The organism is Paenibacillus sp. FSL R10-2748 (assembly GCF_038005565.1).
Lineage (GTDB): Bacteria > Bacillota > Bacilli > Paenibacillales > Paenibacillaceae > Paenibacillus > Paenibacillus polymyxa_B.
This window is the reverse complement of the sequence record NZ_JBBOTK010000012.1, coordinates 120886-146855: the sequence shown is the minus strand read 5'-3', so window position 1 is coordinate 146855 and position 25970 is coordinate 120886. Positions and strand designations below refer to the sequence as shown.

The 25970-nt window shown below is 40.5% G+C and carries 30 protein-coding genes and 2 pseudogenes; 14 read left to right on the top strand and 18 right to left on the bottom strand.

From position 1 onward, the window contains the following. The first annotated feature begins 33 nt into the window (after nucleotides 1-33). Together NSS66_RS25110 and map are read left to right on the top strand one after the other, a co-directional pair. On the top strand, nucleotides 34-756 hold the full coding sequence (locus NSS66_RS25110; protein ID WP_053325396.1) for a TetR/AcrR family transcriptional regulator: 723 nt from the start codon (nucleotides 34-36) through the stop codon (nucleotides 754-756). Between the two features lie 26 nt (nucleotides 757-782). Further along, on the top strand, nucleotides 783-1529 hold the full coding sequence (gene map, locus NSS66_RS25105; protein WP_023988527.1) for a type I methionyl aminopeptidase: 747 nt from the start codon (nucleotides 783-785) through the stop codon (nucleotides 1527-1529). A gap of 215 nt (nucleotides 1530-1744) precedes the next feature. Here map and NSS66_RS25100 read toward each other — a convergent pair whose 3' ends face one another. Then, on the bottom strand, nucleotides 1745-2239 hold the full coding sequence (locus NSS66_RS25100; RefSeq protein ID WP_053325395.1) for a hypothetical protein: 495 nt from the start codon (nucleotides 2237-2239) through the stop codon (nucleotides 1745-1747). Between the two features lie 251 nt (nucleotides 2240-2490). On the opposite strand from NSS66_RS25100, the gene NSS66_RS25095 reads away from it, so the two are divergent. Continuing rightward, nucleotides 2491-3021 (top strand): DUF4303 domain-containing protein, encoded by a 531-nt coding sequence (locus NSS66_RS25095; protein ID WP_053325394.1) that lies wholly within the window; start codon nucleotides 2491-2493, stop codon nucleotides 3019-3021. Between the two features lie 148 nt (nucleotides 3022-3169). Here NSS66_RS25095 and NSS66_RS25090 read toward each other — a convergent pair whose 3' ends face one another. From NSS66_RS25090 to NSS66_RS25080, 3 genes are all read right to left on the bottom strand, one after another. Next, nucleotides 3170-3577: a hypothetical protein gene (locus NSS66_RS25090; protein WP_053325393.1), complete on the bottom strand. Its 408-nt coding sequence runs from the start codon at nucleotides 3575-3577 to the stop codon at nucleotides 3170-3172. 212 nt (nucleotides 3578-3789) lie between these two features. Beyond that, nucleotides 3790-3951 carry a hypothetical protein gene (locus NSS66_RS25085; protein WP_155252341.1) on the bottom strand — a complete coding sequence of 54 codons (162 nt, stop codon included), beginning with the start codon at nucleotides 3949-3951 and terminating at the stop codon, nucleotides 3790-3792. A 43-nt stretch (nucleotides 3952-3994) separates the two neighbouring features. Further along, nucleotides 3995-4720 carry an RNA polymerase sigma factor gene (locus tag NSS66_RS25080; RefSeq protein ID WP_053325392.1) on the bottom strand — a complete coding sequence of 242 codons (726 nt, stop codon included), beginning with the start codon at nucleotides 4718-4720 and terminating at the stop codon, nucleotides 3995-3997. A 200-nt stretch (nucleotides 4721-4920) separates the two neighbouring features. Here NSS66_RS25080 and clpP point away from each other — a divergent pair, with 200 nt between their 5' ends. From clpP to NSS66_RS25065, 3 genes are read left to right on the top strand one after another with little or no spacing between them, the layout of a single operon-like run. Further along, nucleotides 4921-5505, top strand: a complete 585-nt coding sequence (gene clpP, locus NSS66_RS25075; protein ID WP_013310269.1) for an ATP-dependent Clp endopeptidase proteolytic subunit ClpP — start codon at nucleotides 4921-4923, stop codon at nucleotides 5503-5505. Between the two features lie 58 nt (nucleotides 5506-5563). Next, nucleotides 5564-5770: a hypothetical protein gene (locus NSS66_RS25070; RefSeq protein ID WP_053326565.1), complete on the top strand. Its 207-nt coding sequence runs from the start codon at nucleotides 5564-5566 to the stop codon at nucleotides 5768-5770. Nucleotides 5771-5817: 47 nt separating this feature from the next. Beyond that, complete coding sequence (locus NSS66_RS25065) at nucleotides 5818-6483, top strand: MBL fold metallo-hydrolase (RefSeq protein ID WP_053325391.1); 666 nt, start codon at nucleotides 5818-5820, stop codon at nucleotides 6481-6483. Nucleotides 6484-6648: 165 nt separating this feature from the next. On the opposite strand, the gene NSS66_RS25060 is transcribed toward NSS66_RS25065, so the two are convergent. Next, nucleotides 6649-7224, bottom strand: coding sequence for a TetR/AcrR family transcriptional regulator (locus tag NSS66_RS25060; protein ID WP_028541347.1), 576 nt, complete (start codon nucleotides 7222-7224; stop codon nucleotides 6649-6651). Nucleotides 7225-7370: 146 nt separating this feature from the next. Between NSS66_RS25060 and NSS66_RS25055 the strand changes: the two genes are divergently transcribed. Beyond that, nucleotides 7371-7595, top strand: a complete 225-nt coding sequence (locus tag NSS66_RS25055) for a hypothetical protein (RefSeq protein ID WP_028541348.1) — start codon at nucleotides 7371-7373, stop codon at nucleotides 7593-7595. Nucleotides 7596-7690: 95 nt separating this feature from the next. On the opposite strand, the gene NSS66_RS25050 is transcribed toward NSS66_RS25055, so the two are convergent. The 4 genes from NSS66_RS25050 to NSS66_RS25035 form a co-directional block, all read right to left on the bottom strand. Next, complete coding sequence (locus NSS66_RS25050; protein ID WP_053325390.1) at nucleotides 7691-8479, bottom strand: hypothetical protein; 789 nt, start codon at nucleotides 8477-8479, stop codon at nucleotides 7691-7693. Nucleotides 8480-8503: 24 nt separating this feature from the next. Further along, on the bottom strand, nucleotides 8504-9475 hold the full coding sequence (locus tag NSS66_RS25045) for an ABC transporter substrate-binding protein (RefSeq protein ID WP_023988518.1): 972 nt from the start codon (nucleotides 9473-9475) through the stop codon (nucleotides 8504-8506). A gap of 128 nt (nucleotides 9476-9603) precedes the next feature. After that, a complete protein-coding gene (locus NSS66_RS25040) occupies nucleotides 9604-11244 on the bottom strand; it encodes a helix-turn-helix domain-containing protein (RefSeq protein WP_053325389.1) in 1641 nt (546 codons plus the stop codon). 146 nt (nucleotides 11245-11390) lie between these two features. Further along, entirely contained in the window at nucleotides 11391-11486 is a 96-nt protein-coding gene (locus NSS66_RS25035; RefSeq protein ID WP_233903895.1) for a hypothetical protein, read from the bottom strand. 247 nt (nucleotides 11487-11733) lie between these two features. On the opposite strand from NSS66_RS25035, the gene NSS66_RS25030 reads away from it, so the two are divergent. The 3 genes from NSS66_RS25030 (at nucleotide 11734) to NSS66_RS25020 (ending at nucleotide 15555) form a co-directional block, all read left to right on the top strand. Continuing rightward, nucleotides 11734-12846 carry an alpha/beta fold hydrolase gene (locus NSS66_RS25030; protein WP_053325388.1) on the top strand — a complete coding sequence of 371 codons (1113 nt, stop codon included), beginning with the start codon at nucleotides 11734-11736 and terminating at the stop codon, nucleotides 12844-12846. 413 nt (nucleotides 12847-13259) lie between these two features. Continuing rightward, nucleotides 13260-14006, top strand: coding sequence for a class I SAM-dependent DNA methyltransferase (locus NSS66_RS25025; protein WP_076160960.1), 747 nt, complete (start codon nucleotides 13260-13262; stop codon nucleotides 14004-14006). Between the two features lie 1330 nt (nucleotides 14007-15336). Continuing rightward, nucleotides 15337-15555 carry a helix-turn-helix domain-containing protein gene (locus NSS66_RS25020; RefSeq protein WP_044645949.1) on the top strand — a complete coding sequence of 73 codons (219 nt, stop codon included), beginning with the start codon at nucleotides 15337-15339 and terminating at the stop codon, nucleotides 15553-15555. Nucleotides 15556-15644: 89 nt separating this feature from the next. On the opposite strand, the gene NSS66_RS25015 is transcribed toward NSS66_RS25020, so the two are convergent. After that, nucleotides 15645-15923, bottom strand: a complete 279-nt coding sequence (locus tag NSS66_RS25015) for a DUF6809 family protein (RefSeq protein WP_254351656.1) — start codon at nucleotides 15921-15923, stop codon at nucleotides 15645-15647. 111 nt (nucleotides 15924-16034) lie between these two features. On the opposite strand from NSS66_RS25015, the gene NSS66_RS25010 reads away from it, so the two are divergent. Continuing rightward, entirely contained in the window at nucleotides 16035-16256 is a 222-nt protein-coding gene (locus NSS66_RS25010; RefSeq protein WP_339202068.1) for a helix-turn-helix domain-containing protein, read from the top strand. Here the strand turns inward: NSS66_RS25010 and NSS66_RS26890 are convergent. The 3 genes and pseudogenes from NSS66_RS26890 to NSS66_RS25000 all read right to left on the bottom strand — a co-directional run. Beyond that, a pseudogene (locus NSS66_RS26890) lies at nucleotides 16255-17022 on the bottom strand (Tn3 family transposase); the annotation flags it as partial. The gene NSS66_RS25010 and the pseudogene NSS66_RS26890 overlap by 2 nt on opposite strands. A gap of 183 nt (nucleotides 17023-17205) precedes the next feature. Beyond that, complete coding sequence (locus tag NSS66_RS26885; RefSeq protein WP_445671365.1) at nucleotides 17206-17640, bottom strand: DUF4158 domain-containing protein; 435 nt, start codon at nucleotides 17638-17640, stop codon at nucleotides 17206-17208. A 394-nt stretch (nucleotides 17641-18034) separates the two neighbouring features. Next, complete coding sequence (locus NSS66_RS25000) at nucleotides 18035-19156, bottom strand: NADH-dependent flavin oxidoreductase (RefSeq protein ID WP_340960040.1); 1122 nt, start codon at nucleotides 19154-19156, stop codon at nucleotides 18035-18037. Nucleotides 19157-19325: 169 nt separating this feature from the next. On the opposite strand from NSS66_RS25000, the gene NSS66_RS24995 reads away from it, so the two are divergent. Beyond that, nucleotides 19326-19754 carry a MerR family transcriptional regulator gene (locus NSS66_RS24995; RefSeq protein WP_076295892.1) on the top strand — a complete coding sequence of 143 codons (429 nt, stop codon included), beginning with the start codon at nucleotides 19326-19328 and terminating at the stop codon, nucleotides 19752-19754. 299 nt (nucleotides 19755-20053) lie between these two features. On the opposite strand, the gene NSS66_RS24990 is transcribed toward NSS66_RS24995, so the two are convergent. Then, nucleotides 20054-21259 (bottom strand): MFS transporter, encoded by a 1206-nt coding sequence (locus tag NSS66_RS24990; RefSeq protein ID WP_340960039.1) that lies wholly within the window; start codon nucleotides 21257-21259, stop codon nucleotides 20054-20056. Between the two features lie 187 nt (nucleotides 21260-21446). Here NSS66_RS24990 and NSS66_RS24985 point away from each other — a divergent pair, with 187 nt between their 5' ends. Continuing rightward, on the top strand, nucleotides 21447-22049 hold the full coding sequence (locus tag NSS66_RS24985; RefSeq protein ID WP_340960038.1) for a TetR/AcrR family transcriptional regulator: 603 nt from the start codon (nucleotides 21447-21449) through the stop codon (nucleotides 22047-22049). A gap of 250 nt (nucleotides 22050-22299) precedes the next feature. Here NSS66_RS24985 and NSS66_RS24980 read toward each other — a convergent pair whose 3' ends face one another. Beyond that, nucleotides 22300-23124 carry a MerR family transcriptional regulator gene (locus NSS66_RS24980; protein ID WP_340960037.1) on the bottom strand — a complete coding sequence of 275 codons (825 nt, stop codon included), beginning with the start codon at nucleotides 23122-23124 and terminating at the stop codon, nucleotides 22300-22302. Nucleotides 23125-23255: 131 nt separating this feature from the next. Between NSS66_RS24980 and NSS66_RS24975 the strand changes: the two genes are divergently transcribed. Continuing rightward, the gene (locus tag NSS66_RS24975; RefSeq protein ID WP_264453805.1) at nucleotides 23256-24077 is read left to right on the top strand and encodes an NAD(P)H-binding protein; all 822 of its coding nucleotides are present in this window, start codon (nucleotides 23256-23258) and stop codon (nucleotides 24075-24077) included. A gap of 176 nt (nucleotides 24078-24253) precedes the next feature. Here NSS66_RS24975 and NSS66_RS24970 read toward each other — a convergent pair. The 3 genes and pseudogenes from NSS66_RS24970 to NSS66_RS24960 form a co-directional block, all read right to left on the bottom strand. Further along, nucleotides 24254-24343, bottom strand: a pseudogene (locus tag NSS66_RS24970) (alpha/beta hydrolase); the annotation flags it as partial. Further along, a complete protein-coding gene (gene panB / locus NSS66_RS24965; RefSeq protein WP_023988508.1) occupies nucleotides 24324-25175 on the bottom strand; it encodes a 3-methyl-2-oxobutanoate hydroxymethyltransferase in 852 nt (283 codons plus the stop codon). The gene panB and the pseudogene NSS66_RS24970, both read right to left, overlap by 20 nt. 15 nt (nucleotides 25176-25190) lie before the next feature. After that, nucleotides 25191-25967 carry an AraC family transcriptional regulator gene (locus NSS66_RS24960; protein ID WP_023988507.1) on the bottom strand — a complete coding sequence of 259 codons (777 nt, stop codon included), beginning with the start codon at nucleotides 25965-25967 and terminating at the stop codon, nucleotides 25191-25193. Between the last annotated feature and the right edge of the window lie 3 nt (nucleotides 25968-25970).

Here is a 25970-nt window from a genome sequence, read left to right as displayed (position 1 = left end):
AGAAGGTCAAAAATAAAAGAGGTGACGGACGAGATGTCTCCACGCACGAAGGAACAAAACGAAGAGATCCGGCTGCGGCGTCTGGCGCAAATCCGGAAAGCCGCTGCCGATGTGTTTTTGAATAAAGGGCCTTTACTGGAAATCCGCGATGTGGCTGTGCAGGCGGGACTCGGCTATGGCACGGTATACCATTATTACAGCAATAAGGGCAATTTGCTCCACGATCTGCTATGGGACGCGTTGGAGCGGGCCGGGGGATGGCTGGAGGCCCCGCGCGCTTCGGCTTCGGGGGAGGCGCCAACGGGCTGGCATTTCGGCTTGGCTGCTGCGGCGGACACCGGGAACTCGGTTGCCGCGGATTCCCAAAGCGAAAGCCGCGAACCGGCCGCTGCCGCAGAGCTTGGCCCCGTCGCCGTCGCCGGCATTCGGCTACTGCAGCTTTGGGCGGAGGACCACGCCCTGTACCTGCTGCATAAGCTGGCCGGTGAGGGCTTTGCCTCGCTGCCTGAAGCGCGCTCGGCCCCGCTCTCGGCCGCCTTTCGCCGGGAGGTGCTCGCGCCGCTTGCCGCGCTGCTGGAAACCGGTCATGCGGTGGACGGGACTGCCGCTTCCGGCGGAAACGCGGCGGAGCCGCCGTATCCGCTACAGCGCGCGGAAATGCTGCTGGCCGCCTTGGTCGGCTGCGCCTCGCTTTCGCTTCGCCGCGGAAAGCTGCACGAGGAGGCCATGGATATCGCCCGGTTTTTAAAATTATAGAATTGATAAGGAGCGAATAGACAAAGATGATCATTCTAAAATCACCTAGGGAAATCGAAGAAATGAAGCCGGCGAGCCAAATCGTTGCGGACTGCTACCGCGAGGTGGCCAAACTGATCGAGCCTGGGATCACCACCCGGGAAATCAATGACTTTGTTGCCAGACACATCACCAAGCTGGGCGGCAAGCAGTTTACGAAAGGGTACAACGGTTTCCCCGCCGAAACCTGCATTTCGGTCAACGATGTGGTGGCCCACGGCATTCCTTCGAACCAGGCGCTTATGGACGGCGACTTGCTGAAGCTCGACATCGTCGTGGAATACGGCGGATGGTTTGGCGATTCGTGCTGGTGCTATGCGGTGGGCAATATCCGGCCGGAAGCGCAAAAATTAATGAAGGTGACAAAGGAATGCTTGGATCTGGGGATCGCCCGGGCACTCCCGGGGGGCCGGCTCGGCGACATAACGTCGGCGATTCAACAGCATGCGGAATCAAACGGGTTTTCGGTCGTACGCGATCTGCTGGCGCATGGGATCGGGCGGAGCCTGCACGAGGAGCCAAGCTACGAGCATATCGGCGTAGCCGGCAAAGGCATTCGGTTAAAGGAAGGCATGGTGTTTACGATTGAACCGATGATCAACCAAGGTACGTTCCGTATCACGATCGACGATGATCAGTGGACGGCGAGAACGGCCGACGGCAAGTTGTCAGCGCAATATGAGCATACGATCGCAGTTACGTCGGACGGACCACTGATTTTAACGGCCCAGTAAGTATAGAGGCGAACGGACGGCAAAGCGTCATTTAGGAAATAAGTCGCCAACCCGGCCTGCTTGGCCTGATGAAAGTTCGTAATCCGAAACGCGAAAAAGCGCTGGTTCCAGCCTGGGACCAGCGCTTTTTCTACATGGTTTGTAACTTTACCGATTTACGAAAAACCACGTTGTTATGCGGTTTTTTATTATGACTTTGGTATCGTGTTACGGATTTACACTCTTTCTTGGATAGCCTGTCTTGCGTGTATTTTTTTCATTGCAAATCTTGCTATTGGCTGAGCAATCAATAGCTCAATCCAAAATGCTACACCAAAATTTCTAAACCAACTATGAAAGAAGTTCTGAAAAGGTTCTAGGCTTATTTGTTTCGTACCAACCCAAGTTCCTATAATGGTTAGAAGAACAGATAAGACCGTAACATTCAATAAAGTATTCAATAAAACTCTAGCATTAAATCCATCTGTTTGTCCTACGAATTTGGGTATCACTTTACCCACTAACGGTCCCGCAACCAATCTTACTAACAAAACAACGATAATCCACATAAACGGAATAATCTTTAGCGTTTCTAAATAATTTTCTTTACTAAAGCCGCGCTCCAATCCCATAATAATCGGGGCGATCGTGTTTACTGAAATAATTGAAATAATCAATAAAAATAATATACCTTCTTTTGCGTTTTGAGGCAGTCTTTCTTCCTTATACATATTGTTTCCCTCCGAAATAAAAATATTTCAGATGGTAGACGTATCATGCGACATATATTTTTGGTCATTAAAACTAGTACCAATATCTCTACACACTGATCTAACAATTATAACAACTTTTTTTTAAACAAATGAACGGGTTTCTAAAAATTTTTTTTGCCAGTTAATTGAACAAACTCCAACTAACTTTAATTAGAGAAATCTGATAATCTAAGTTTACCAAAAGAGACATTAAGGAGTATATGAATCAGATGAGCAACTTTCTAAGTGAATTTGAGGAAAGATTTAGGGCAGGATTTTTGGATGATCTTAAAAGCATATTGGAAGAAGTGAAGAATGAGCAGGTTTACGCTTGTGCTTTTGGCACAGACAGCGATTTTATCACCTTGTTTCTTGCTGTTAATACGGAGGAATCACTTGTTAGACATATCACAAACATGAAAGCCCAAGACCTGTGCAACAGCAAGGAAGATGAAAATTATTATAGATGGGCATTAAGCGAATATCAATATGGCGATACAACACATCTCAATCATATTAGCAAATTTCTGTATGCAACCGAAAATGTGTTTGACTATAAAGATGAAGTGATAAAAATTATGGCCAAGGTAGTTAAGGAAACAGACGATGTACTTTTTAATCAATTCGGCCAATCCAAAGAAGATATTATTTTTTTCGTTTCCATGACGGATGATGATATGGCCGAGGAACTGGAAAATCAGTCTGTAATTCAGATGACAAACGCCAAATTAGTTGATGACTTCTTGCATCGTTATCAATAGAAGTACAGTTTGAAATATTACAGGTAGATTGTTTTACCAGACAAATTCGCAATGTGCTTGTCCAATGCACCGATAGTATCCTCTTGATCTACACGGGGGCGTACTAGCTAAGCTGACACTTCCCCAATATAACTTTAAAATCTACATATCAATTCAATTTAAATGGGACCTCTATATCCTCGCCTATCTCGTTAATTGTATCCTCGATAATTTCTCGGATTTCTTCATTTAGATCTCTTTCTAAAGAGTCTTTCATTAAGTTGTAACTCATTTTTAAATTTAGATTAACAACAACGGATGAATAAACATCGACTATCTCCGAAGATGTATCATTCCATAATTTAAGTACAAAACGATCTACTCTTTTTCTGAACGAATCACTTAACAATTCATAGGTGTTAGCTCTCCTATCAGCAAATTCTGAAAAACATTCTAACATTTCAAGCGTATTAATCTTCTCTACATTTTCAATCGAATCCAAATAATGAATAAGATAGGATTCTAATTGTTCTTTAGACATATTATCTGGCAACTTTTTAATTTCATTCAAATTCATTGTTTACCTCCCAAAATCAACGGGTACCTGAAGTTAAAATTTGCCCGTTTAGCTTGTACTAGTCAGAAAACGGGCTGGTCGTCATGCGCAATGTTTGTTGGCAGGTCTAACTTTTTCACTGCATCAAGCAAAGGCTATTCTATAAAACACTGCTCCTTCACGTTAAAAGGGTTAGCTCTCAGGGTTCACTTTCTAATATAAAAAATTAAATATTATTCCTGAATGATAAACCCGATATTTCCGCACAGCCACCATGGACTCTTTGCCATTATTGGCTGTGCGCTGCCTCTGTTACTGCCCCGCATGATTTCACCCTGCTGCCTGTAATCCCGAACAATCTGTTCGTAAATTGGATTGGCTGAAACTTGTTTCATCAGAAACAACCACTATGATCAGCTCCGCATTTCTTTTCGCAAACTACGCCGCTATCATACTCATGGTATGGGAATCCGTTTGTTTTATTGTAGCGAGACTCCGGTGCAGCTTATGATTGACGATTCCGATCACCACGTCCGGCTCCATTTCATCCTGATGGGAGAGCATAACCATTGCTGCAATATCTCCCATCTGATATGCTGCCGTCAACGCTCTCAGAAAAGTTTTCGAGTTTTCACTTTCCGGTAAGGATAACTCTCCTTTGAGAAGATCCTCCCTGACTGCTCCAAGCGATTTTCGTGCCCGGTGGAGTGCAACTTTTACCGCTCCCTCCGTTGTTTCAAGCATGTCGGATGTCTCACGAATCGAATATTCAAACACATCTCGCAGCAAAAAAACAGTTCTCTGAAGCGGAGATAAATGATTCATTAAGGAATGCAGCGCTATCTCGATTTCAAAAGATCCATGATCGGGTACAGTTACTTTCGCTTGTTCCCTATTCAATATCCGAGTGTAGACTGCTTTTCTCCGTATGTCATCAATCCAGGTGTTCTTAGCAATCCGTAGCAAAAGCGCTTCGGGATTTGTATGCTCGAAGCTATTTAACTTACCTAATGCTTTGATCCAAGTGTCCTGAGCCAGTTCTTCCGCATCCCAATTTGATTTCGTAAGCGACAGACAGTAACGTTTCAGGACCGCCTGTAATTCCTCCAAGTTCTCGATGTTTATTATATTATCTGTCATTTGTATAGAATCATCTATGCGCATAGGTCCTCTCCTCCACGGTCTTATTCTGCCCTTTCCTAGAGCAAAACCATTTGCTACCTCCAATGTAAACGAACAAGTGGTTGTAAAAGTTACACCATTTACGTAAATCGTTTTCCCATTAAAGCCTCCGTATCTTTTTACGGCCTCGGTTCGTTTACAAGGAGAAATCAACTGGAAACAGGAAATTGGGGGTATAAAAAATGAGTGTTTATGTGCCTTATGTTGTCGAGCAAACTGCTCAAGGTGAAAGATCGTACGATATCTATTCCAGACTATTAAAGGATCGTATTGTGTTTGTCGGGGCAGCCATTGATGACCATTTGGCTAACAGTATTATTGCTCAATTATTGTTCCTGGCGGCAGAAGATCCGGAAAAAGAAATTTACATGTATATCAACAGCCCGGGTGGCTCTACTTCCGCAGGATTTGCCATTTATGATACGATGCAGTACATCAAACCCGATGTGCACACGATATGTACGGGATTTGCTGCTTCGTTTGGCGCGATCCTTTTGCTGGCGGGCGCCAAAGGGAAACGTTCGGCGTTGCCGAACAGTGAAATCATGATCCATCAGCCGCACGGCGGCGCACAAGGTCAGGCCAGCGATATTGCGATCAGCGCAAAACGAATTTTATGGACGCGTGAAAAGGCAACCCGTATCACAGCTGAACGGACCGGGCAATCTTTTGAAAAAGTCGAAAAAGATATGGACCGGGATTTTTACATGTCCGCTCAAGAGGCACTGGAATATGGTGTTATTGATCAAGTGATAACTTCTTTGTAAAGATGCTCAAAACCTAATGATCTGCAAGAAACTTCAAGAAATAATACGAGGTGATATCATGTTAGCAAGCTTACAAGGCAAGGAAGTAACTATTCATTTTATAGATGGGACAAATGTATGCGACGGGATATTGGATCAGATTGACGACAAGTTCGTTAAATACGTTACGCAATATCAGACGCTTGTTATTCCTATTACATCCATTCGCACCGTATCCATTGACATTAAGGAACGGCAACGCTACAGAGTTGGATTCGCCCCATGAACCTATTTTAGCATGGGTGGCAATTACATGTACGGAGGCCCGATATTATGGAAATTTCACAGGGAGTAGAAATGCTTCAGCTAGATTTTCATGGGAATATGATTCACCCCATTCTTTTGTGGGATCGAGAAATGGCTGTATTAATAGATACAGGATTTCCCGGGCAAATGGAAGATTTACGCGTGGCTATGGAAAAGGTAGGCGTGTCGTTTGACCAACTAAAAGTTGTGATTTTGACGCATCAAGATGTGGATCATATAGGTTGTCTTCCTGAGATTTTGCAGGAGTGTGGCCATCATATTAAAGTCTATGCACACGAACTGGATAAGCCGTATATTCAGGGGGAGATCCCTCTTTTAAAAGATGGTCACCTTGTGAATCCCCCGAAGGGCAAAGTGGATGATATCTTAATAGATGGCCAGGAACTTCCGTTTTGCAGCAGGATTCGAGTCATCCATACGCCTGGGCATACTCCGGGTCATATCAGCCTTTATTTAAGGCAAAGTAAAACTCTTATTGCCGGGGATTCGATGTACAGTGTAAACGGGATTCTCGCAGGAATTCATGTCCCGACCACACCCGATATAAATGCAGCTCATCTCTCATTGAAAAAGTATTTGGATCTCGACATTGCATCCGTAGTTTGTTATCACGGGGGATTAAGTAATGTACATGTGAATGATCAGATATTAGGACTTACCCAAGGATTATAAAGTTAAAGTTCCGGTAAGTTACCTTTGGTGAAACAATGTTGTGAACGAGAAGATTATTTAAAATAACACTTTGTTAATTCGTGATTGAACTTTAACAAAGTGTTATTTTGCATTTTACAAGATAGATCTTCATTGTTTATTCCTGCAACCCATACTCCACGTGTGCTAACTTGTATATAGATCAGACTTTAACTGATTAAAAATATATTCTTGCATTTGATCTAAAAGAAGAATGATGTTAGCATCTTTGCCATTTTTCAAAACCCACTGAATAGACATCATTGAGTTAGCAGCATATAGTTCTGCTAAATACTCTAATGCGATCGAAGTTGAAGAATTCTGTTGCTTTAAATAATCTAAGCAAGTCCTAAACAAAATTTGTTCAAATTCCTTACGTAGATCTGCTGTTACTTCATGAACGGCTAACAATGTTGAAATTTCGAGCTTATTTTTAATCATTTTATCAGTTACAAGTTCTATGGCATTTGCCACCTTACCATCTTCGATGGGATCAAAACGCTGCTCAATTTCAACTTTAAAATCAGAAGCATACTGTTTAACTATTTTTTCTAGTAAGTCGTACTTATCCAAATAATGACTATAAAAGGTAGAACGTCCGATAAGAGATTGATCACAGATTTTTTTGATCGTAATTTCTTTAAAATGATTTTGTTGGAGTAATTCTATTAAAGCTCGCTCAATAGCTATTTTTGTTTTATAAATTCTGATATCTTCATTCATTCAACCACTTGCTCCTTATGTGTAAGTTTTCGAACACTTCATATATAACATGTAAGACATCTTACAGATTATGCGATACTAATTATTTTTTATGTAGTAACTATACTCTATAGTAAGCACATACCCAAATTGAAGGAGGAAAATATATGTTTAAATCATATGTCAATAATGAACAATTCAATCTTCAAATTAATCGTTTTATCAATGATTATTATCAAGAAGATGATCAATACGTACCTATTAGCCGACTCGCACAAATCCAACAAGAATTAATCAATGCTGCGTCCATTACACCAAAGTATTTACTAAAGAAACAGGTGGTAGCAGGTCACAGGGAGTTAGCATTTAATGAAATGAAGAAATTCATATAACAACTGTAAAAATATATTGTTCGTACGCAACATGCCCATCAAAATCGTTATTCCATAGCTTCAATCGTTATTATCCAATCAAAGCAGATGTTTTTTCAACAACGTCCATTCGCTCTCATTAATGCCCGATCCTTTTCTTTTAATCGCGGACATGCGTAACAGTAACCAAATTCACGATCCAAGCAATAAGCCAGGCAACAAGCTGTTTTCACTAACATTTTTTGATCAGGGATATTTGGGTGTTCAATGAAATTTGGTTTAATATTAAACGGGTTATTACGGAGTCCGAACGCACTAGCATCGACATCGTGTGTGAGCAATTTGAAAAAAGAAATGATCCTGGTTCTACTTTCTTCATCAGACGCTTCGGCCAACTCTTCTTCCATTTGAGCATACAACGCATTAACGATTTGTCCCCATAATGGAATAGCGTTTATGGGGGCCAGTTGGGACAAAAGTTGGATTATAGGCGTTACCTGTTCCCTGTAAAAGGAATCAAGCGATTTCTTCTCCCCCTCATCCCAGTCCATTATCGAAATTTGGTTAAATCGCACTTCGTTGATTTTAAATGAAAAAAGCGGATAGCCGTCAACTACATATAATTGTACGGATAAATTAGATAATGATAAATCCAACAGCAACACGTTGCCTTGATACAGCATGTGCTGCATCGCACCGCATACCCCGGCGTACCAGCTAATAAAAAAAGCTGCTGCTGCTGAACGTTCTTTAGCTTTGATGAGCGTGCCGTATGTGTCGATTAAGTGATTCATATTTTCAACTTTTAATAGATCAAATGCAGGGATGGTAAGCACGGTTTTATCGAGCTCATTCAAAGTAAGGAAAAAATTTTCTTCCAAATGTTGAAAATCAACCGTGCCCATAGCATACACTCCCATTATTGTTCTCTATTTTTCAAAAGCATGAACGACATCGTTAATAGCATGAAGATCTGCCAATGGAGACATGCCAAGACTAAACCATTCCTTGCCTCCCATCATGTGAACCTGTTTTTTTTTCACGGCTGTCATGTTTTTCCATAAAGAGCTGTTCAGCATTTCCTCATATCTATTCCGAACTTCTTGACTGGAGTCATCATCTAACTGCAAAATGATATGGTCAGGATTATATTCCGGTATTTTTTCCAATGAAATGGATAGACTTAGCTCACCCTGTGGATATTCTTTAATCGGCTTTAGACCTAATGTCTTATGGATGAAGATTCCCCGATCACTATTTTCTCCGTAAATAACGATCTCCTTCGCCATAATCATCATGTACATGACTGTCTCGTCACCAACTAGAGAATGAAGTTTCTCCTTCGCTTCAGTTTCTTTCGTTTGCAAATCCTGAATGACCTTTTCAGCCTGTTCCACTTTGCCTAGAACCTTGCCAATATCCCGTAACTCATCACGCCAATCATCCCGCTGCGGTAAAAGCACCGTTGGTGCAATTTTGGAAAGCTGAGCATAATCCTTATCGGACCACCACGTAGGGGCAATAATTAAATCCGGCTTAGAGGCCAGAATAGCTTCAAAATTAGGAGTTTGGGCAATTCCCATCTTCAGTGTATCTTTAAACGGTTCCTTTAAATAGGATGGGAAATCCGGATGATAGTTTTGTACCGCAACAGGCGTAACGCCAAGTGCATATAACAACTCTGGGTAAACAACAGAGAGTCCAATGACCCTTTTGGGCTCCGTTGGAATACTAAGGTCCCCTTTTAAAGTTGAAATAACGTGCTGCTCAGCAGTGGCTCCTTTATTCGCTTTTTCAGAATTGCTAGCTGTGTTTCCTGCATTATTGGCTCCACAAGCAGTACTTACAATGACGAACAATACGATAATTAAACCTGCGATTATATGTCGTTGTTGCTTCATTCTTCGGTGGTCCTCCTGATCATTTGATTTATTTATGACAACCTCTAATTAAAATTGATTATCATTATCATATATTAGGAGTATAGATGAATTTATAATTTCGGAATATTGACGATAGCGACTTTTTTTCATGCACGATCCCGCCAAATCTTTAAAACTTCATCCAGCATAAGCTCATGAGTGAAAGCCGTATATTCTACCCAAGGATATGAGGGAAGGAAGTCCACCCGGCTGTTCCTGACAGCTTTCAAATCACTCCATAGCTTAGAATTCATGAGTGTTTGCCAACTTAATTGTGACTGAATGTCCTCGTCTACGATGAGCAATAAACGATCTGGATCAAAATTCGCTAGTTGGTCAGGCGTTATCTGCTGATTTTGACTCAAAAGATCGACACCTTGCACAGGCAGAACATGCAGATCATCGTAAAATACTGTGCCTAGGCTTCTACTGCCCAAAACATTGTAACGATCACCGGTGATTCTCAGAATGAGGAGACGATCATCCTTGAATACATGTTTCACTTGCTCTCTTACAAAAAGAGCCCTTCGATCATATTTTTCAAGCCAAGTCTCGGCTGTTACGGTCTTGTCCAGAAATTTCCCAATTAAGCGCAAATGCGTACGCCAATCGTTCTTCACCCAGGGTACAAAAAATGCAGGTGCAATTTTCCTCAGCATTTCCTGTTCCTCAGGAGATACCAGAGTGTCGATACCAACAATAAAATCGGGTTCAGCAAGTCGAATTTCTTCTCTCTTGATCCATTGATTTGAACTTAGAGGAAGCACGGCATCCATGTGATACTTTCGCTTGTAATAACCAGTCCATGGGTGATCGGCTGGTGCGGCGAAAGGATTAATTTGAAGCGCAATCAATTGTCCAATGTTGGGGAAATCGTAGGCGACTATTTTTTTTCTGCTGTTCTGCATAAATGCCGCTGGAGGCACGCCCGATACCTGTTTAAATTTGCGCCGAAAATAAGTATCGTCATGGTAACCTACATGTCGTGCAATATCTCGAAGACGATTTTGCCCACCCGACCTCATCAGCTGTTGTGCCTGCTCGATTCGGAACACTGCCAAATAGTCGATCGCGCTGCAGCCATACCTTTTTTTGAATAATCGCATAAAATGACGGGTACTCATTCCCCCCACCTTGGCCAAGTGATCGATTGTCAGTTCTTTCTGGTAATGCTGCTCTATATAGCCTTTGATATAGTCTAGGGCCGTTTCCGAATCGTTTCCTTGTTCAAGATGGGCATCTTGCAAGATGGTATGCAGCAGTTCTTGAAAGAGAATTTGCCCGCGAAATCGTTTTAAATGATCCTCATCCTGCAAGTATTGGTTAATGGTATCGCACAACGTATTAACAGAAACAGGCGACGTAACGATAACTTCCCCTTTAGCCGGAAACGGGCTGTTCTTCTTAATAATCTGCATCGAATGGGCTGAAGATACCTCATCGTCCATAACATCAAATCGAAGATAATAAAACCCTCGTTCATCAAAGGAGTGCGCGGCTGCTTCAATGAGTTCTCCTGGCGTACACACGTAAACGCTGCCCTGTCGAAGTTCGGTGAATTGCCCATCAATCGTTAGCCAGCCTTGACCGCTTGCCGCAACAAGAATCGTGTGGGATTCGATAAACTGAAGTCTTAGCTCCCAATCATTTGCTTGATTCTTGATATGCTCAATTTCTCGTAGCTTGAAACACATCCCTTCGAGGGGTGCATATTTTTTATGTTTAAAGTTCTTTTCTATATCAACCAAGTAATCTCACCGCCCTCATACTAGCTAAAACATTTAACCTTGATACAAGTCAGACTTTAACTGATTAATAATATATTCTTGCATTTGATCTAAAAGAAAAATGATGTTCGCATCTTTGCCATTTTTCAAAACCCACTGAATAGACATCAAGCATACTGTTTAACTATTTTTTCTAGCAAGTCGTACTTATCTAAATAATGACTATAAAAGGTAGAACGTCCGATAAGAGATTGATCACAGATTTTTTTGATCGTAATATCTTTAAAATCATGTTGTTGGAGTAATTCTATTAAAGCTCGCTCAATAGCTATTTTTGTTTATAAATTCTGATATCTTCATTCATTTAACCACTTGCTCCTTATGTGTAAGTTTTCGAACAATTCATATATAACATGTAAGATATCTTACAGATTATGCGATACTAATTATTTTTTATGTAGTAACTATACTCTATAGTAAGCACATACCCAAATTGAAGGAGGACAATATATGTTTAAATCCTATGTCAATAACGAACAGTTCAATCTTCAAATTAATCGTTTTATCAATGATTATTATCAAGAAGATGATCGAGCACAAGCTGACTTGGAAAAGATGATTCCGAAATTAAAAGACACCCATAGCTGGTATGAAGCTTGGCTCAATTTTGCAAAGAAACGCGAAGACAGCAAGGACTTTGACTTAGCCTCAGTCTACTATCAAGCTGCAGAATTTTATCTTGCAACCACAGACCCCAATAAAGAAAAAATGTATCGAAAATATAGAGAAATGTTCTATAAAGGCTTTCATGATTTTGATTATGAATCCTACAAGATTCCCTATGAAGACTCGTATCTTCCTGCTGTAAAATTATTGACACCTGGAGCTACGAAGACATTACTTGTCTTTGGTGGCTATGATTCTTACATGGAAGAGATGCTTAAAATGATGAGATTTATGAAGGGAATTGATTACAATATTATTGTATTCGATGGCCCTGGCCAAGGAACTGCTTTAAAAAACGGCCTAAAATTCATTCATAACTGGGAAAAGCCCATATCAACGGTGATTGATTATTTCAAATTAGATCGTGTTAGTCTCGTAGGTGCTTCTTGGGGAGGATATTTAGCAATGCGTGCGGCAGCCTTCGAAAAGAGAATCGATAAAGTAGTTGCTTTTAACATTTTCTATTGTGGTTTAGATGCCTTAAAAATGGGAATGTCAGAAGAGACTTACCAGAGCATAGTGCAGCTAGTCGATCGTAATGAAGTAGATCAAGTGAATTCATTATTCGAACAGATGATGACTCACAATATTGATTTGCATTGGAAGATTACCAAAGGGATGGAAAACACCGGTGTAGCAACGCCTTTTGATCTCATTAAAAATTTCGAAAAGCACACGATGCAAGGCATTGGAGCATTCATTAATCAAGATGTTCTTTTATTAGCTGGAGAAGATGATCAATACGTACCTATTAGCCGACTCGCACAAATCCAACAAGAATTAATCAATGCTGCGTCCATTACAACCAAAGTATTTACTAAAGAAACAGGTGGTGAGCAACACTGCCAAGCAGGCCACAGGGAGTTAGCATTTAATGAAATGAAGAAGTTCCTATAACAAAGAGATATAAATACTATAATTTCTCGCATAAAAAATTCAGAGTATGGTTAATGCGGATATTAAGTAAATATTTAAAAGAATTATGTATAACGAATGGTTTCCCCAAAAGGGGAAACCGCCTTTTTTACGTCTCATTTTGATCTGCGTATTTAATAAGAATTTTATCCCCTATGATTTTTTTTATTTCTGGGTAGGTTAAATGATCTAATCCTTTATTTGTTCCTACAATAATTATACCTTCATCATCAGATCCGCTAAATTAGCGGCTTTTTTGTTTTAAAAGTGCTGGCGCGTCAGTCCTTTTTTTATAAAACATCAACGTGGTTTCCATATATCGCAAAACCGAGAATGGATGGTATAATGAAGGATGATTTAAAGGAATCTGTAGTGTAGTGAAGGGATGATTCATATTGATAAATCACGATAATCTTGAAGAGTATCGAGACCCGATTAATTATGATCTTGAATTTGGCGGTGAGACTAATAAATACAATTTCTATCTTGATATGGCTAGATTGAACCCAGGCGAGGTTCTGGAACTTGCATGTGGTACAGGATTGACAACCATTCATTTATCAAAATCGGGGATACATATAACAGGTGTTGACATTTCTTCATCGATGCTTGAATATGCGCGGGTTAAAGCTCAAGGTTTGCCTGTGGATTTTATTGAAGCTGATGCTCGTACATTCGATTCCGAAAAGCGTTTTTCCATGATTTATTTGACAGGAAATGCATTCCAGGCATTTTTGAGCGATGACGATCAACGAGCCTTACTCGAAACCGTCTACAAGCACCTAGAATCAAATGGGATATTTGTTTTTGAAACACGAAATCCCTTGGGAACCGATTTATCCAACCAAGAGGAAAGCATCTGGGGAAATTTTATCGATAAAGATGGAATTAAAGTCAAGATATCTGGGACACAGTCGTATGATTCAAGTAACCAGATCATGCACTGGGTCACGTTCCGTGATTGGGGATCGGAGAAAACAATTTCTCGAATTGCATGTCGCTTTACTGATAATGACACGCTTCAGCGTTTATTAACGAGCCGCGGCTTTTGTATCGAAAATCAATATTCGGACTGGGATAAAACACCGTTTACCCCTTTATCTCCTTCCATCATTACTGTTTGTCGAAAACATGGAGCCTAAAACGAATAATCCCGGAATGTTCATCCCAAGTGTTTGACGACCGCGCGTAAGATATCTATGTCATTCGCATGTTTTTGAAGGAACAACAGGCTATTCCAGTGATTCCCGGAAAGAAAAATCGCCGAGTCATCCCTTGCGGTGGAGGAATATTTGGAAACAGTTCGGCAGAATCGTCAGATTGGCTTTGTACGTCGGGAAGCAGCAATAACTAAAAAGGGTGGAATTGATAAACTATATCAATTCCACCCTTTTTTTGTGTGACGAGTTCAGTCTCTTTTCTTGGTACCGCTTTTTACTGTGAAAAACAACAATGATAAGAAGAATAGAGCCTGTGAAGTTTTAACCATCAACCGGATTCCTTCACCTGAATCTTTTATATCAAACAGAATATCAGCTATGGATACCAAACCTGTAGTAATAAGTATAATCAATGCGAGTATGTACACGTTTAGTCCCCCTTTTGTTCGGTTTTACAGCAGGAAGAAGACAATAGCTCTGGATGCGGGTTCGGCCAACCATGCAGGCAACCCAACATATTTTAAGGCGTAAGCAAGACCGTCCTCTGCTGTGCCTGTGAAATCTACCATGAATATCCAAAGCTTGCATTATTACTTGATAGCCAAGATAATATTTCAAAGTTTCTTTTGCACCGTCGGTCAAAAGTGGTATCTTATCTACATAAATTTTTATCTGTTCATTCCAAGCACGTGATCCAATATTCTTTAGTTTAGAAATTAATTCTAACGCAATTTCTTAAACTTTTGCATAAAATCAATCCTCTCTTCATATATTTGGTATTTTAATCAATATACTAACATGAATTATATATACTCGTAAAATAGGGAGATATAGTAGATGATTTTTCCTGTAATAATATCTATTCATAGGATTTGGATAATAAATGGTTATTATAACCTGTGAAAAGAGACTGTTTATTGAATGATTTTTGACCGAATGATGGCCGTTCGTTAGACTTTCAGCGTGATATATTTGTATCATGGAAAATCAAATAAGGATCACATCCACAGCTTTCGAGCCTCGGTGAACCAGGTCGGCCAATGTGCCGGCCTTTTGATTTTTCAACAAAACCATATTAGGAGAACATAAATCATGTCTACAGAAGCAAGTGCAGTAAGAAACGGTGCGTACGCATATTTGGTAAATATATTGAGTCTCAAAATCATATACTTCAAACAATAAATGGATGCGCATACGTCTGTTCCCTTCTTGCTCTAAACCTAAATGAAATCCTTCGACTAAATAGCGAAATATTCGCTAAAAATAAATAGCGATTATTTCGCTGGGATATTCTTGGTTTGGAGGTGAGAAGATGTACCAAAGAATCCGAGATTTGCGTGAAGATAGAGATTTGACTCAAACCCAAATGGCTGAATATTTGAATTGTAGTCAACGAATTTATAGCAATTACGAACGCGGCGATGTTGATATTCCTACAAGGATTCTAATCAAACTAGCTGATTTCCATAACACAAGCACAGACTACTTGTTAAACAGAACGAAACAAAAAAAACCTTATCCGGCAGGCTAGCTACTTTTAGAAATAAAAAAGGTAACTCCTCATGAAGGAGCTACCTTTCAAAAATTTTTATAATCGCCCCCTCCAATCTTCTGAACTACCTATTTTAACCCTTCTTTCCCGTCAAATACTTCAATCATTATTAGTGCCCCCATTTTATAACCCTCAATATAAGCCGAAGCGGACAATAAGGAAATTAAAACATCTTGTAAATCAGAAAGTTCTTCAATTAATTTGTAATCCTGTTCTGGCAATTTTGTTTTGAGGGCTTCCTCAGCATCAGCTATTCTCTGAGAGACCAGTTCAAACTCAGTGTCTTTCGATTTGATTCGTTCACTTGGGTTACATTTTCCGTAATAAAAGTTCTCCAAGATACTCATGATCTACTCCTTCTTGATATGTATTATTAACCCTCCGACTAATTTTAGCGAATTATTCGCTAAAAATCAATAGCGATTATTTCGCTAAGATATTCTTAGTTCGAGGTGAATATGATGTATCAACGGATTCGAGATTTACGTGAAGATAAAGATTTGACTCAAACTCAAATGGCCGGTTATCTGAATTGTAGCCAGCGGATATACAGCAATTATGAACGTGGGGAAATAGACATTCCAACGGAGATCTTAATTAGACTAGCTAATTTCCACCATACAAGCACAGACTATTTACTAAATAGAACAAACCAAATAAAGCCCTACCCGGCAGGATAACAGCTTTACCGAGTTCCCCCAAGGCTTGATAAGTCGGATGCTTCAAATTGTTTCGTATAAACCATTTCAAGATCGCTTCCGTCTCGGCGGTACCGAGACGCAACGCAGTAGCGTACTTCATCATTTGATCGTATTGCTAGCGGATCAGCTCCCAGTTGATCGGCCTCGTAAGAACCAGTTGCAGGTTGGAATAAGCATCGGCCATGCCGGGTTCGGGCCGATACAGTTTCTGTGAATGGATCGCCTTAAGACGCGGCATGAGCTGGTAGCCTAGCAAATAGCAGAAGGCAAACGCGACTTCGCTCTGTCCATGTGAATCGACATAGTTCTTCTCGACTTCCATATCGGTACAGTGACGAAGCAATCCCTCCATCATGGCGGCGACTTCCGACGAGGAACATGATTTGAGCTGCGAGTAAATGCACGTTGAATTTTTCTCGACATGCCAGTAAATCATCACGCCGCGGCCTCGGTACCGGATGTGCCATTCCGTCATGAGATTCTGATCCCATGCGCCGAATTTCTTGGAGTCTGACGCGCAGGACGTGGTACCCTCGCCCCAAACCTCTTGCATCCTCACCTTGAAAATGTGGTTGACGACATCAGCTATGGCATTTCGCAAATTGTCTTTATGAATGAACTTCCTTCGCACATAGAGCAGGTCCTTATATGACTCGCCATGATCCCCGGCACTCACACGTTTCAGTCCAGTGTTGGTGCCAAGTCCATAGAGTGAGAGAATCAATCTTTTTTGCAGCGTTAGCTCATGAAACGAAACTTGGCCGTTGTCTTCAAAGGCATATCTTCACCAGTATCATCGAGCATAGCGATGCTTTCAATGAGGGCATCCAATTTCGCTGGTGATGAAGGAGGCAGTTTCAGGATTGTCGCTTGGAAAAAATTTTCTTCGTGGGTATGAATGGCGGAACGGATCAGACGTTCAATACGTTCAGGTGACGGTGGTTCTACATTCAGTTCCCGGGAACCGACCGTAAACCGATTCCTTTATATGTTCCCACTCCTGACTACGATGAAGGACATGCTGGCATAGCCATTCCGACATCTCTTGTGAATCTTGAACGGTATTTTCTCGAAAACCAAAAAATTCTCGGATTTGAGCGCGGTGATATTTGATCATCCGACCGTTCCAATCGTATTGTGCATACAGTTCTGCCAGCACTTCGATTTGCTTGGCGATGTATGAAATGACGGCCTTAGGAACTTCAAATTTATGGAACGGAAATCGCGCCTCGTATTGGAAGAACTTAAACATGACTGCGAAACCGATCCTCGTCTCACTGCTCTTATTCCCTATTTGCTGCATTTCGTTCGGGAGATAGGTAAAATGCTCAATCAGCTCGTCCAGTTCCCAATTTCGCTTCATGTAATCCCCTCCGAATAAAGTTCCTATTACTGTGAGTATCGGAACTTAGCGCTTGAAATAAGTATATCCAAGCTGTATATTTTAGACAATATGAGTCTCAAACAACTCGAAGTTCCATATACAAAAATTAATTCGGAACTTTTATTTATTCATGGGGACTAAGCTAACGGGCAGTTTAACGCAACAATATTCTGGAGCAGTAGCCTTAGATTCAGGTTATTTAACGACCGATTTGCAAAGGCCTTCAAGATCGAAACATTCGCAGTATGTGTGTCCGCAACAGTAAGAATTGCCCTACCGAACTACGAATGGACGGAGAATTAGCAAAAGAAACCCGAAGTCTCATAAAAGACGTGGGTTTCTCGTCAATCTGAGTAGCCTTTAGGACTACTTTTTATTTCCCAATATTAAACCAACCGGGCATTGCTTGAATTACATTCCAAAGTTTTTCTGGAATATTAAGCTGGTTGAGTTTCGAAACGTTCAACTCAGAATCCACCTCGGCTTCACGTCCATTTGCGACCTTTTCAACCCAGTTAGGATCCATAATTAACGCATGCCCAATGGCGACTAGCGGCAATCCTAATTCCGCAGCTTGAAGAGCATCATCCGGTGTTAGTATGGAACCAGCAGCCATCACAGGTATCTTACCGTTTGCTCTTTCAAGAATTAATTCAAGCCGTGTTTTTTCATCTTGACTATCTACTGGCTTTGAAGACACATTATCTAATGAAGCATGAATATAATCTAAATCCTGTTCAACAAGGAAATCAATTAATTCATACGTGTCTTTCATACGTAATCCGTCCACTTTGTGGGATTCTTCAGGGGAAAGCCGGAAACCAATCATAAATGGTTTTGCAGCATGTTTTTCAATGACATTTTTGATTTCGTTAATAATCGCCAATGGAAAACGCAAGCGATTTTCAAGTGATCCTCCCCATTGGTCCGTCCGTTGATTCGTTGCTGGCGACCAGAAGTTTTGAATTAAAAATCCATGTGCCCCATGAATTTCGACGCCATCAAATCCGGCTTCAATCGCTCGTCTTGCTGTATCTCCAAAAGCACGTACAATCGACAAAATCTCCTCATGTGATAGTTCTCTTGTTTCTGGCGTTGAACCTAAATTAGTAATTTCGGGTTGCAATGCACTCGCACTAACTGCATCCAAATCGGGCAAAGCTTTATTGCCAGCATGAAAAATCTGTAGGATCGCTGGAGAGCCTCCACTTTTCGCTGCTTCAGCTAATTTTCGTAAACTTGGAGTAAATTCATCATTGTACCCAGCGAATTCATTCGTAAAACCCTGCCCATTAGGTGTAACATGAGTACACCCTGTAATGACGAGTCCTACTCCATTCACTCTTTGTTTGTAATACTTTACTTCGTCATCCGAAATGGTAAGATCGTCATTGCTTGACCAGGTGGTCATAGGTGCCATAACGATACTATTCTTCATTGTTATTCCACTTCTGAATGTGAAGGATTCAAATAACCTACTGTATTTTTGATTCATTTCCTTAACCTCGCTATCATATTTTATTTTCTGTTTCAGTGTAATTGGTTACCGTTACAGTAGGTCAAGGATTTATTTTTATATGATTACATGTAGAATTGTTGTGTTTTCGATCTTTTCATGATATATATTTAGTTACAGTAACTGTAACTAAAGGTGGGACAAATAGATGTTATATTCAATGACATATGTAGTGGAGAATTTAAATGTATCTGCAAAGACACTTAGGTTTTATGAAGAGCAGGGGATATTACCAAATATATCTCGTGACGAAAAAGGTCGTAGAGTTTATAACCAACAACAAATAGATTGGATTTCTTTTATTCGTTGTCTCAAAGAGACAGGAATGCCTCTTTCAAAAATCAAGGATTACAAGGAACTTTATGAATTGGGAAATAGCACCTATTTGCAAAGAGAAGAAATGTTGATGCAGCATAAATTGGAAGTTCAGAAGAAAATTGACGAAAGTCAAAAACACTTGGAAGAAATAAACTATAAACTAGCCATGTATGAACTTCAGAAAGAAGAGGTTATGAAAAACCCCAACTATAACTTTAAATGTCACGGTCACGGCCTGGAGATTAAGATGGTGAATTAATGTAATGTACTTGCGCTAACGGGAAACGATAGTTCAATCTCCAACTAAGACTAGGCTGCCGATCAATGTCGGCAGCCTAGCTCTGTCTTTGCACATTAACGTAAACAACCCAACAAGATAAATGTAGGTTTATTCCATACGTTTGAGACGCAGGAATTTCTCCAATCATAGCGAAATTCCCAGAACTTGTATTTAACATATTTATCCATCTACTTTGCCCCTGGTGACAGCGACGCTGGTACTACCCCTAGAAGTCATAACAAGCGAATTTTTTAAACAAATTCTCACTAATTACCAGATTACTGTGGAGGGAACGAATACTTTTTGCCACCCCAAGCCACGAGAAGCGCAAGGAATAAGAGTATGAATAATACCCATGAAAATGATCCCGCACCAAAAGTTTCAAGTAAAATACCCCCAGCCATCCCGCCGCCAGCGATAGCCAGATTCCATACGGTCGTGTTAATCGGCATGACCATATCCACTTTGCTCTCCCCTGCAGCCTGAGCAAGCGCCGTTTGCAATAGCGTTGCTGCGCCGCCGAAAGTTAACCCCCATACCGTAACAATGATATAGATCATAAGGACATTGGAGTTGCTAAAGCTCATGGCAATAGAAATAAAGACGAAGGAAATAAGACTAATAAGGACAAGCTTACGCAGCCAACGGTCGATGAATACGCCAGTTATCCATATACCTACGAGAGCAGCAATGCCAAAGAAAGCCAGCGCCAGACCCACTCTCTCCCCCATCCCATTGGCCGCAAGAAATGGAGCAATATAAGTGTAAAGAATATTATGGGCTGTCATCCAGGTCAGTACAACCAATAGTATGGGCCGAATCCCCGGTGTAAGGAAGACTGCATAGATCGAAGTTTGCTTATCGGAGGACTGTCCCGGATAGTCCGGCACCTTCCAAAGCACCCACACGATCAGTATAACAGTCAGTAGTGACATGATTCCAAAAACAGAACGCCAACCCATAAGGTTCCCCAGAAACGTTCCCGCAGGGACACCAATAGCCAAGGCGATGGGCGTTCCAACCATGGCAACCGCCATCCCCCTCCCCTTCAATGTAGCAGAGACCATGCGGAGAGCGTAACCGCCGATCATTCCCCATAGAACTCCAGCCGAAACTCCTGCCAGTAGACGGGCAGCCAGCGTCAGTATGTAGCTGGAAGAAATTGCAGTGACACTGTTAAAAACCAGGAATCCGCAGATAGCCAGAAGTAACAGCGGACGCCTCCGCCATTGGCGGGTAACTATAGCTACAGGGATGGCAGCCACTAAGGAACCGATAGCATACACGGTGACCAATTGACCGGCCATTGCCTCTGAAATATGAAGCCCCTTACTTATTTGCGGAAGCAAACCAGCCGGAATCGTTTCTGTCATAATACAGATGAATCCTGTCATAGCCAAAGCGAGCAGGCCAAGCCAGGGAAAGGACCTAGAGGAAGCGGAAGACGCGATCTTTGCAGTAGTAGAAGAATTATTGCTGGACATTAGCGCAGCTCCTTAATATTGATTTGAAAACAAGTTCAAGCGGAAGACCAAGCAAATGTGCCAGTGATTTGACCTCCTTACATTTATTTATGGATCGATCATTCCATATTTTAAAGAGACCTCCCGCTCTTGTCAATCACTTTTGGATCGATTAGTATATAAGTACAAGGTAAAAGGAGGCTACTCCATGGTTAGAACCGGAAGACCACGTAAATTCTGTCGCGACGAAGCGATCTCCCAAGCTATGATGTTGTTTTGGGAGCATGGATTTGAATCAACCTCTTTGGCTCAACTCAAAAAGGCGATGGGCGGCATCTCCTCAGCCAGCTTTTATGCAGCTTTTGAATCAAAAGACGCATTATTCAAAGAAGCGCTGGACCAGTATTTGGCTACATACGGACAAGTATCGACAAGCCTTACAAACTATTCCCTTTCATCGCGCACAGCTATTGAATTAGCCTTAAGAAGTTCAGCAATCATGCAGACTGAGCAGACCCATCCCTTGGGTTGTTTAGTCATATTCTCTGCAAATACTTGTTCGCCAGAAAACACTCATATTCGAGAACTATTGATCAGGCAAAGAGCAGTGACTAGGAACAAGTTCTATGCTCGTATTGAACGAGCTACCAAGAACGGAGAACTTCAAGAATCCACAAATGTTAGCATGTTAACCACACTATTCGTTACCTTTCTGGAAGGTATATCTACGGAAGCCAGAGATGGTGTGTCCCTAGACAACATTGATGCAGCCATAACTAAATTGATGGAGCTTTGGGATACTTGTGCCTGAGAATGGCTCAGTTTTCATAACCCATAAGGGCATGCCAATAGAAAAAGGCAATCTCCGAAAAAGGAGATTGCCTCTCTACCCACCTCTTCAACAACGACTAACAAACCTGTATCTATTTTTATGCAGAATTCCGTCTGTACAGTAAAATGTTTTATTGGGATGCATGGATGTTTAACCAGCAGGAAAGTTTGATTTGCCGTGAGTATTATATACAGTAAAGTAGAGAAATGGGTTCTCTTTGTTGTCTAAACTACATCTCTAAGATTTGAACAGAGATCTTAATTAAATACTCTTCATAACCTCTAACTGAAAGATCATCTAACAAAACATCCTCATAAAAAAATCCCTGTAATTCTATGCTCTTATCTTTAGCATAATTTATTATTCGATCATAAGTGTCACATACGCTTGTGTATCCCTCAGTATGGTACGCGATTAAATATGTTCCTTTTTCTCGCTTGAAATTTGAATAATTTGATTTTTTACTAACTCTAGTAAAAAGATAATCATAATTGAATGTTTCATTTGCTAAGACTCTTGTAGTATCTCTCATCCAGCCTACTGTATGGGAAGCATCAATACTATAAATGTTCAAGTACTTTTCGTGTTTTATCATAGAATCGTAAATGCTTTTATCATTTGTGTAAGGATCAGCCTCTGTTACTACCAAAAACTCCTCCTTTTTTTCCTCAATAATAATATCAGTTGAAATGATCTCAGTTGCTGCTTGGGTAATTCGTTTCTTCTCTGATATTATGCTTTTCATTTTTTGCAGTTGTTTAATTTTTGAATTCAGCATTGCCTCTTCTTTCTCAAGTAGGACAATGAGCTCCTGAGGTGACCTTTTATTTAAATACTCTTTTATCTCTTTTAATGGCATTTCTAATTCTTTAAGTATTGAGATCACTTTAAAAACATCAATTTGATTAATTGAATAATATCTATACCCATTTTCAGCTTTAAATTCAGGAGAAAGAATTCCAAGTCGATCATAGTGAAATAAAGTATCCTTGCTAATACCCATCACTTTTGCAAATTGTCCTGACGTTAAATGAGTTTGAACATTATTCTCCATGAAATCCCTCCTTGACTATGGTGTTACACCACACTTTATTATAACCAAGTAACCTTCAAATAGCAGTAGACCATGAGGAGTATCTAATCGAAAGTAATACCTAAATAATTAATCTTGGGAGGATATAAGGAATGAAAGTTCTAGTTACAGGAGCAACAGGAAGTGTGGGAAGTCATATTGTTGAACAACTACTTGCAAAAGATATAGAAGTAAAGGCATTGTCAAGGAAGGAAAGCAACTTACCTAAAGGAGCACAAGTAGTTCTAGGGGATCTTGATATTCCCGAAACTATAAAAGCACATCTCCATACTATAGATAGCTTGTTTCTGATAACTCAGAGTGAACAATCGGACGAAAAATTTATAAAAAACAAAAGAATTATTCAGATGGCAAAACAAGCTAATGTTGCAAGAATTGTAGCCCTGTTAGATTTTGAAGGGAACCCAATTGAGGACGTTATTAAAAATAGCGGAATGGAATGGACTTTACTAAAGCCAGTGGAATTTATGAAAAATGCACTTTACAGTGGTTGGACAGAATCAATCCAAAAAGAAGGGATTATTCGTACGGCTTTCCCCGATAGTTTAAGCGCTAGAATTCATGAAGCTGATATCGCTGATGTCGCAGTAAAGGCACTAACAGAAGAAGGCCATGATAAGCGGACATATGATTTGACAGGACCAGAAGCATTGTCTCCAAGAAGTATGGTTAAACAAATTTCTGTAGTTATAGATAAATACATTGATCTTGTTGAAATTACAGAAGAACAAGTACAACAAGATTGGAAAAGCAAAGGCTATGACAATGAATTTATTGAATACTTTATTATAGGGATTGGGAAAAACCCTCCTAAAGGAGCCTATACCGTTCTACCGACAGTAGAACAAGTTACAGGCAAGCCAGCCAGAACATTTACTCAATGGGTTAATGAAAACAAGCATTATTTTGTATAACCCCTTATGTACTTTTACTAATTACCTAACGGAAAACGCTAGTTGAACCTAACACTAGTTGAACGAGGAATGGCAAAGAGTAAAACGATACTACATTAGACTGATGATCCAAGTAATAGAAACAGCGGCAGCCATGGACGGAAAAATAAAGTCCTAGACTACCGCTGTTTTATTGAACTCAGTAAAACCGCACCTGTAATTTCGTTAGCCAGATTTTTTCCATGTTCATAAGGGATAATCGGATCTTCAGTACCGTGAATCACCAGCCTTACCTCCATAAAGTACTTTCAGTTCCTCTTCCTTCATCGTAAAAGTATGTTTTTCTTCAGGAAACCGTTTATTCTTCACATCAGCAGTATAAGCTTGAATGGACTCCAATATAAACGGATTCAGCGAATGGTATTGTTTCACAAACTTAGGAACCCGTTCAACACCATAGCCTAAAATATCATGATATACGAGAACCTGGGCATCCACATCCAATCCAGCACCAATTCCAATCACCGGAATCGAAAGGGCTTTGGTTACTTCTTCTGCAAGTTGTCTTGGAACACATTCCAAAAGAAGAGCAAATGCTCCAGCCGCTTCACATTTCTTAGCATCTTCCAGCAATTTTTTAGCGGCTAATGCATCTTTTCCCTGCACCTTATATCCGCCTAAAACTCCAACAGTTTGCGGAGTCAGTCCCAGGTGGGAGCAGACAGGAATTCCTGCTCTTGTCAGGGCGGCGATATGTTCGACGACTTCATCGGCACCTTCCAGCTTCACCGCATGGGCACCGGCATCTTGAACTAATTCCCCAGCATTGATTAATGTATCTCTAACAGACAAATGATAGGTTAAAAACGGCATATCCGTAATGATAAATGTATCCTTCGCTCCTCGTTTAACAGCTTTCGTGTGGTGAATCATGTCTTCGATTGTAACTGGAATTGTTGAATCGTAACCCAGAACAACCATTCCAAGCGAATCACCAACCAATATGACGTCAACGCCCCCTTGTTCTGCAAGCTTTGCAGAAGGATAGTCATAGGCTGTTAACATGACAATCTTTTCATTGTTTTGCTTCATCTTCAACAAATCTGTAGTTTGTTTCAACGTATTCCCTCCTCCTCAATTTAAATGTGACATATATTCAAATGCTGTTGTTCCATATACACTTTTAAAGTGTTTATTTAAATGGGTTAAATCAACAAAACCACATTCTGCTACTGCTGAATAAATATCTCTATTTTTTTCTATTAACTGCTTTGCACGTTCGATCTTGCAGTTAAGAAAGTATTGGTATGGTGAAATTCCAGTATGAGCATTGAATAATCGGATAAACTGAAATTTCGATAAATTAAGCTCTTTACATATCTCGTCAAGTTTAAGTACATGTTCTAAGTTGGTATGAATCATATCCTTCGCTATTCGAATTAACACGTTCTCTTTCTTATTGTCTGTAGAAAGATTGGTTTGAAAAAGGCTATCCGTCAAGGATAAAAGTAATTCGCTACACAAAGCCTCATCTTTTTCGCTTAAGATAGCCTTAGAAAGACTTAATATTTTTTGTTCAAGGCTATAGTCATACACAATTGGCGTTGAAAACCGTACGATATCCTTGTGCTCAATAATCTCCAAAAGCAATTGTGGCTCAATATATAGCATGACATAATCAAGCCCCACCTTATTATGTGCCATTCCGTCATGCGCCTGTTCTGGATTAAAAAGCATCACACCATTTTGATAGGATAACTGTAAGCTGCCATCCAAGGTATACTCTTGAATTCCACGCAATGTTACGCCTATTGCATACTCCATGTGAGAGTGCTTCTTATACTTAAATTCAGAAAGACTTGCTGATAATGCAGTAATACCTGCTGATTTCTTATAGATAAATTTGTCCATTTC

Excerpts from the sequence above, each read along its gene's own strand:
- NSS66_RS25110 (WP_053325396.1), top strand. The coding sequence starts at position 34 with ATGTCTCCACGCACGAAGGAACAAAACGAAGAGATCCGGCTGCGGCGT.
- map (WP_023988527.1), top strand. The coding sequence starts at position 783 with ATGATCATTCTAAAATCACCTAGGGAAATCGAAGAAATGAAGCCGGCG.
- NSS66_RS25100 (WP_053325395.1), bottom strand. The coding sequence starts at position 2,239 with ATGTATAAGGAAGAAAGACTGCCTCAAAACGCAAAAGAAGGTATATTA.
- NSS66_RS25095 (WP_053325394.1), top strand. The coding sequence starts at position 2,491 with ATGAGCAACTTTCTAAGTGAATTTGAGGAAAGATTTAGGGCAGGATTT.
- NSS66_RS25090 (WP_053325393.1), bottom strand. The coding sequence starts at position 3,577 with ATGAATTTGAATGAAATTAAAAAGTTGCCAGATAATATGTCTAAAGAA.
- NSS66_RS25085 (WP_155252341.1), bottom strand. The coding sequence starts at position 3,951 with ATGAAACAAGTTTCAGCCAATCCAATTTACGAACAGATTGTTCGGGAT.
- NSS66_RS25080 (WP_053325392.1), bottom strand. The coding sequence starts at position 4,720 with ATGCGCATAGATGATTCTATACAAATGACAGATAATATAATAAACATC.
- clpP (WP_013310269.1), top strand. The coding sequence starts at position 4,921 with ATGAGTGTTTATGTGCCTTATGTTGTCGAGCAAACTGCTCAAGGTGAA.
- NSS66_RS25070 (WP_053326565.1), top strand. The coding sequence starts at position 5,564 with ATGTTAGCAAGCTTACAAGGCAAGGAAGTAACTATTCATTTTATAGAT.
- NSS66_RS25065 (WP_053325391.1), top strand. The coding sequence starts at position 5,818 with ATGGAAATTTCACAGGGAGTAGAAATGCTTCAGCTAGATTTTCATGGG.
- NSS66_RS25060 (WP_028541347.1), bottom strand. The coding sequence starts at position 7,224 with ATGAATGAAGATATCAGAATTTATAAAACAAAAATAGCTATTGAGCGA.
- NSS66_RS25055 (WP_028541348.1), top strand. The coding sequence starts at position 7,371 with ATGTTTAAATCATATGTCAATAATGAACAATTCAATCTTCAAATTAAT.
- NSS66_RS25050 (WP_053325390.1), bottom strand. The coding sequence starts at position 8,479 with ATGGGCACGGTTGATTTTCAACATTTGGAAGAAAATTTTTTCCTTACT.
- NSS66_RS25045 (WP_023988518.1), bottom strand. The coding sequence starts at position 9,475 with ATGAAGCAACAACGACATATAATCGCAGGTTTAATTATCGTATTGTTC.
- NSS66_RS25030 (WP_053325388.1), top strand. The coding sequence starts at position 11,734 with ATGTTTAAATCCTATGTCAATAACGAACAGTTCAATCTTCAAATTAAT.
- NSS66_RS25020 (WP_044645949.1), top strand. The coding sequence starts at position 15,337 with ATGTACCAAAGAATCCGAGATTTGCGTGAAGATAGAGATTTGACTCAA.
- NSS66_RS25015 (WP_254351656.1), bottom strand. The coding sequence starts at position 15,923 with ATGAGTATCTTGGAGAACTTTTATTACGGAAAATGTAACCCAAGTGAA.
- NSS66_RS25010 (WP_339202068.1), top strand. The coding sequence starts at position 16,035 with ATGATGTATCAACGGATTCGAGATTTACGTGAAGATAAAGATTTGACT.
- NSS66_RS26885 (WP_445671365.1), bottom strand. The coding sequence starts at position 17,640 with ATGAAGCGAAATTGGGAACTGGACGAGCTGATTGAGCATTTTACCTAT.
- NSS66_RS25000 (WP_340960040.1), bottom strand. The coding sequence starts at position 19,156 with ATGAATCAAAAATACAGTAGGTTATTTGAATCCTTCACATTCAGAAGT.
- NSS66_RS24995 (WP_076295892.1), top strand. The coding sequence starts at position 19,326 with ATGTTATATTCAATGACATATGTAGTGGAGAATTTAAATGTATCTGCA.
- NSS66_RS24990 (WP_340960039.1), bottom strand. The coding sequence starts at position 21,259 with ATGTCCAGCAATAATTCTTCTACTACTGCAAAGATCGCGTCTTCCGCT.
- NSS66_RS24985 (WP_340960038.1), top strand. The coding sequence starts at position 21,447 with ATGGTTAGAACCGGAAGACCACGTAAATTCTGTCGCGACGAAGCGATC.
- NSS66_RS24980 (WP_340960037.1), bottom strand. The coding sequence starts at position 23,124 with ATGGAGAATAATGTTCAAACTCATTTAACGTCAGGACAATTTGCAAAA.
- NSS66_RS24975 (WP_264453805.1), top strand. The coding sequence starts at position 23,256 with ATGAAAGTTCTAGTTACAGGAGCAACAGGAAGTGTGGGAAGTCATATT.
- NSS66_RS24960 (WP_023988507.1), bottom strand. The coding sequence starts at position 25,967 with ATGGACAAATTTATCTATAAGAAATCAGCAGGTATTACTGCATTATCA.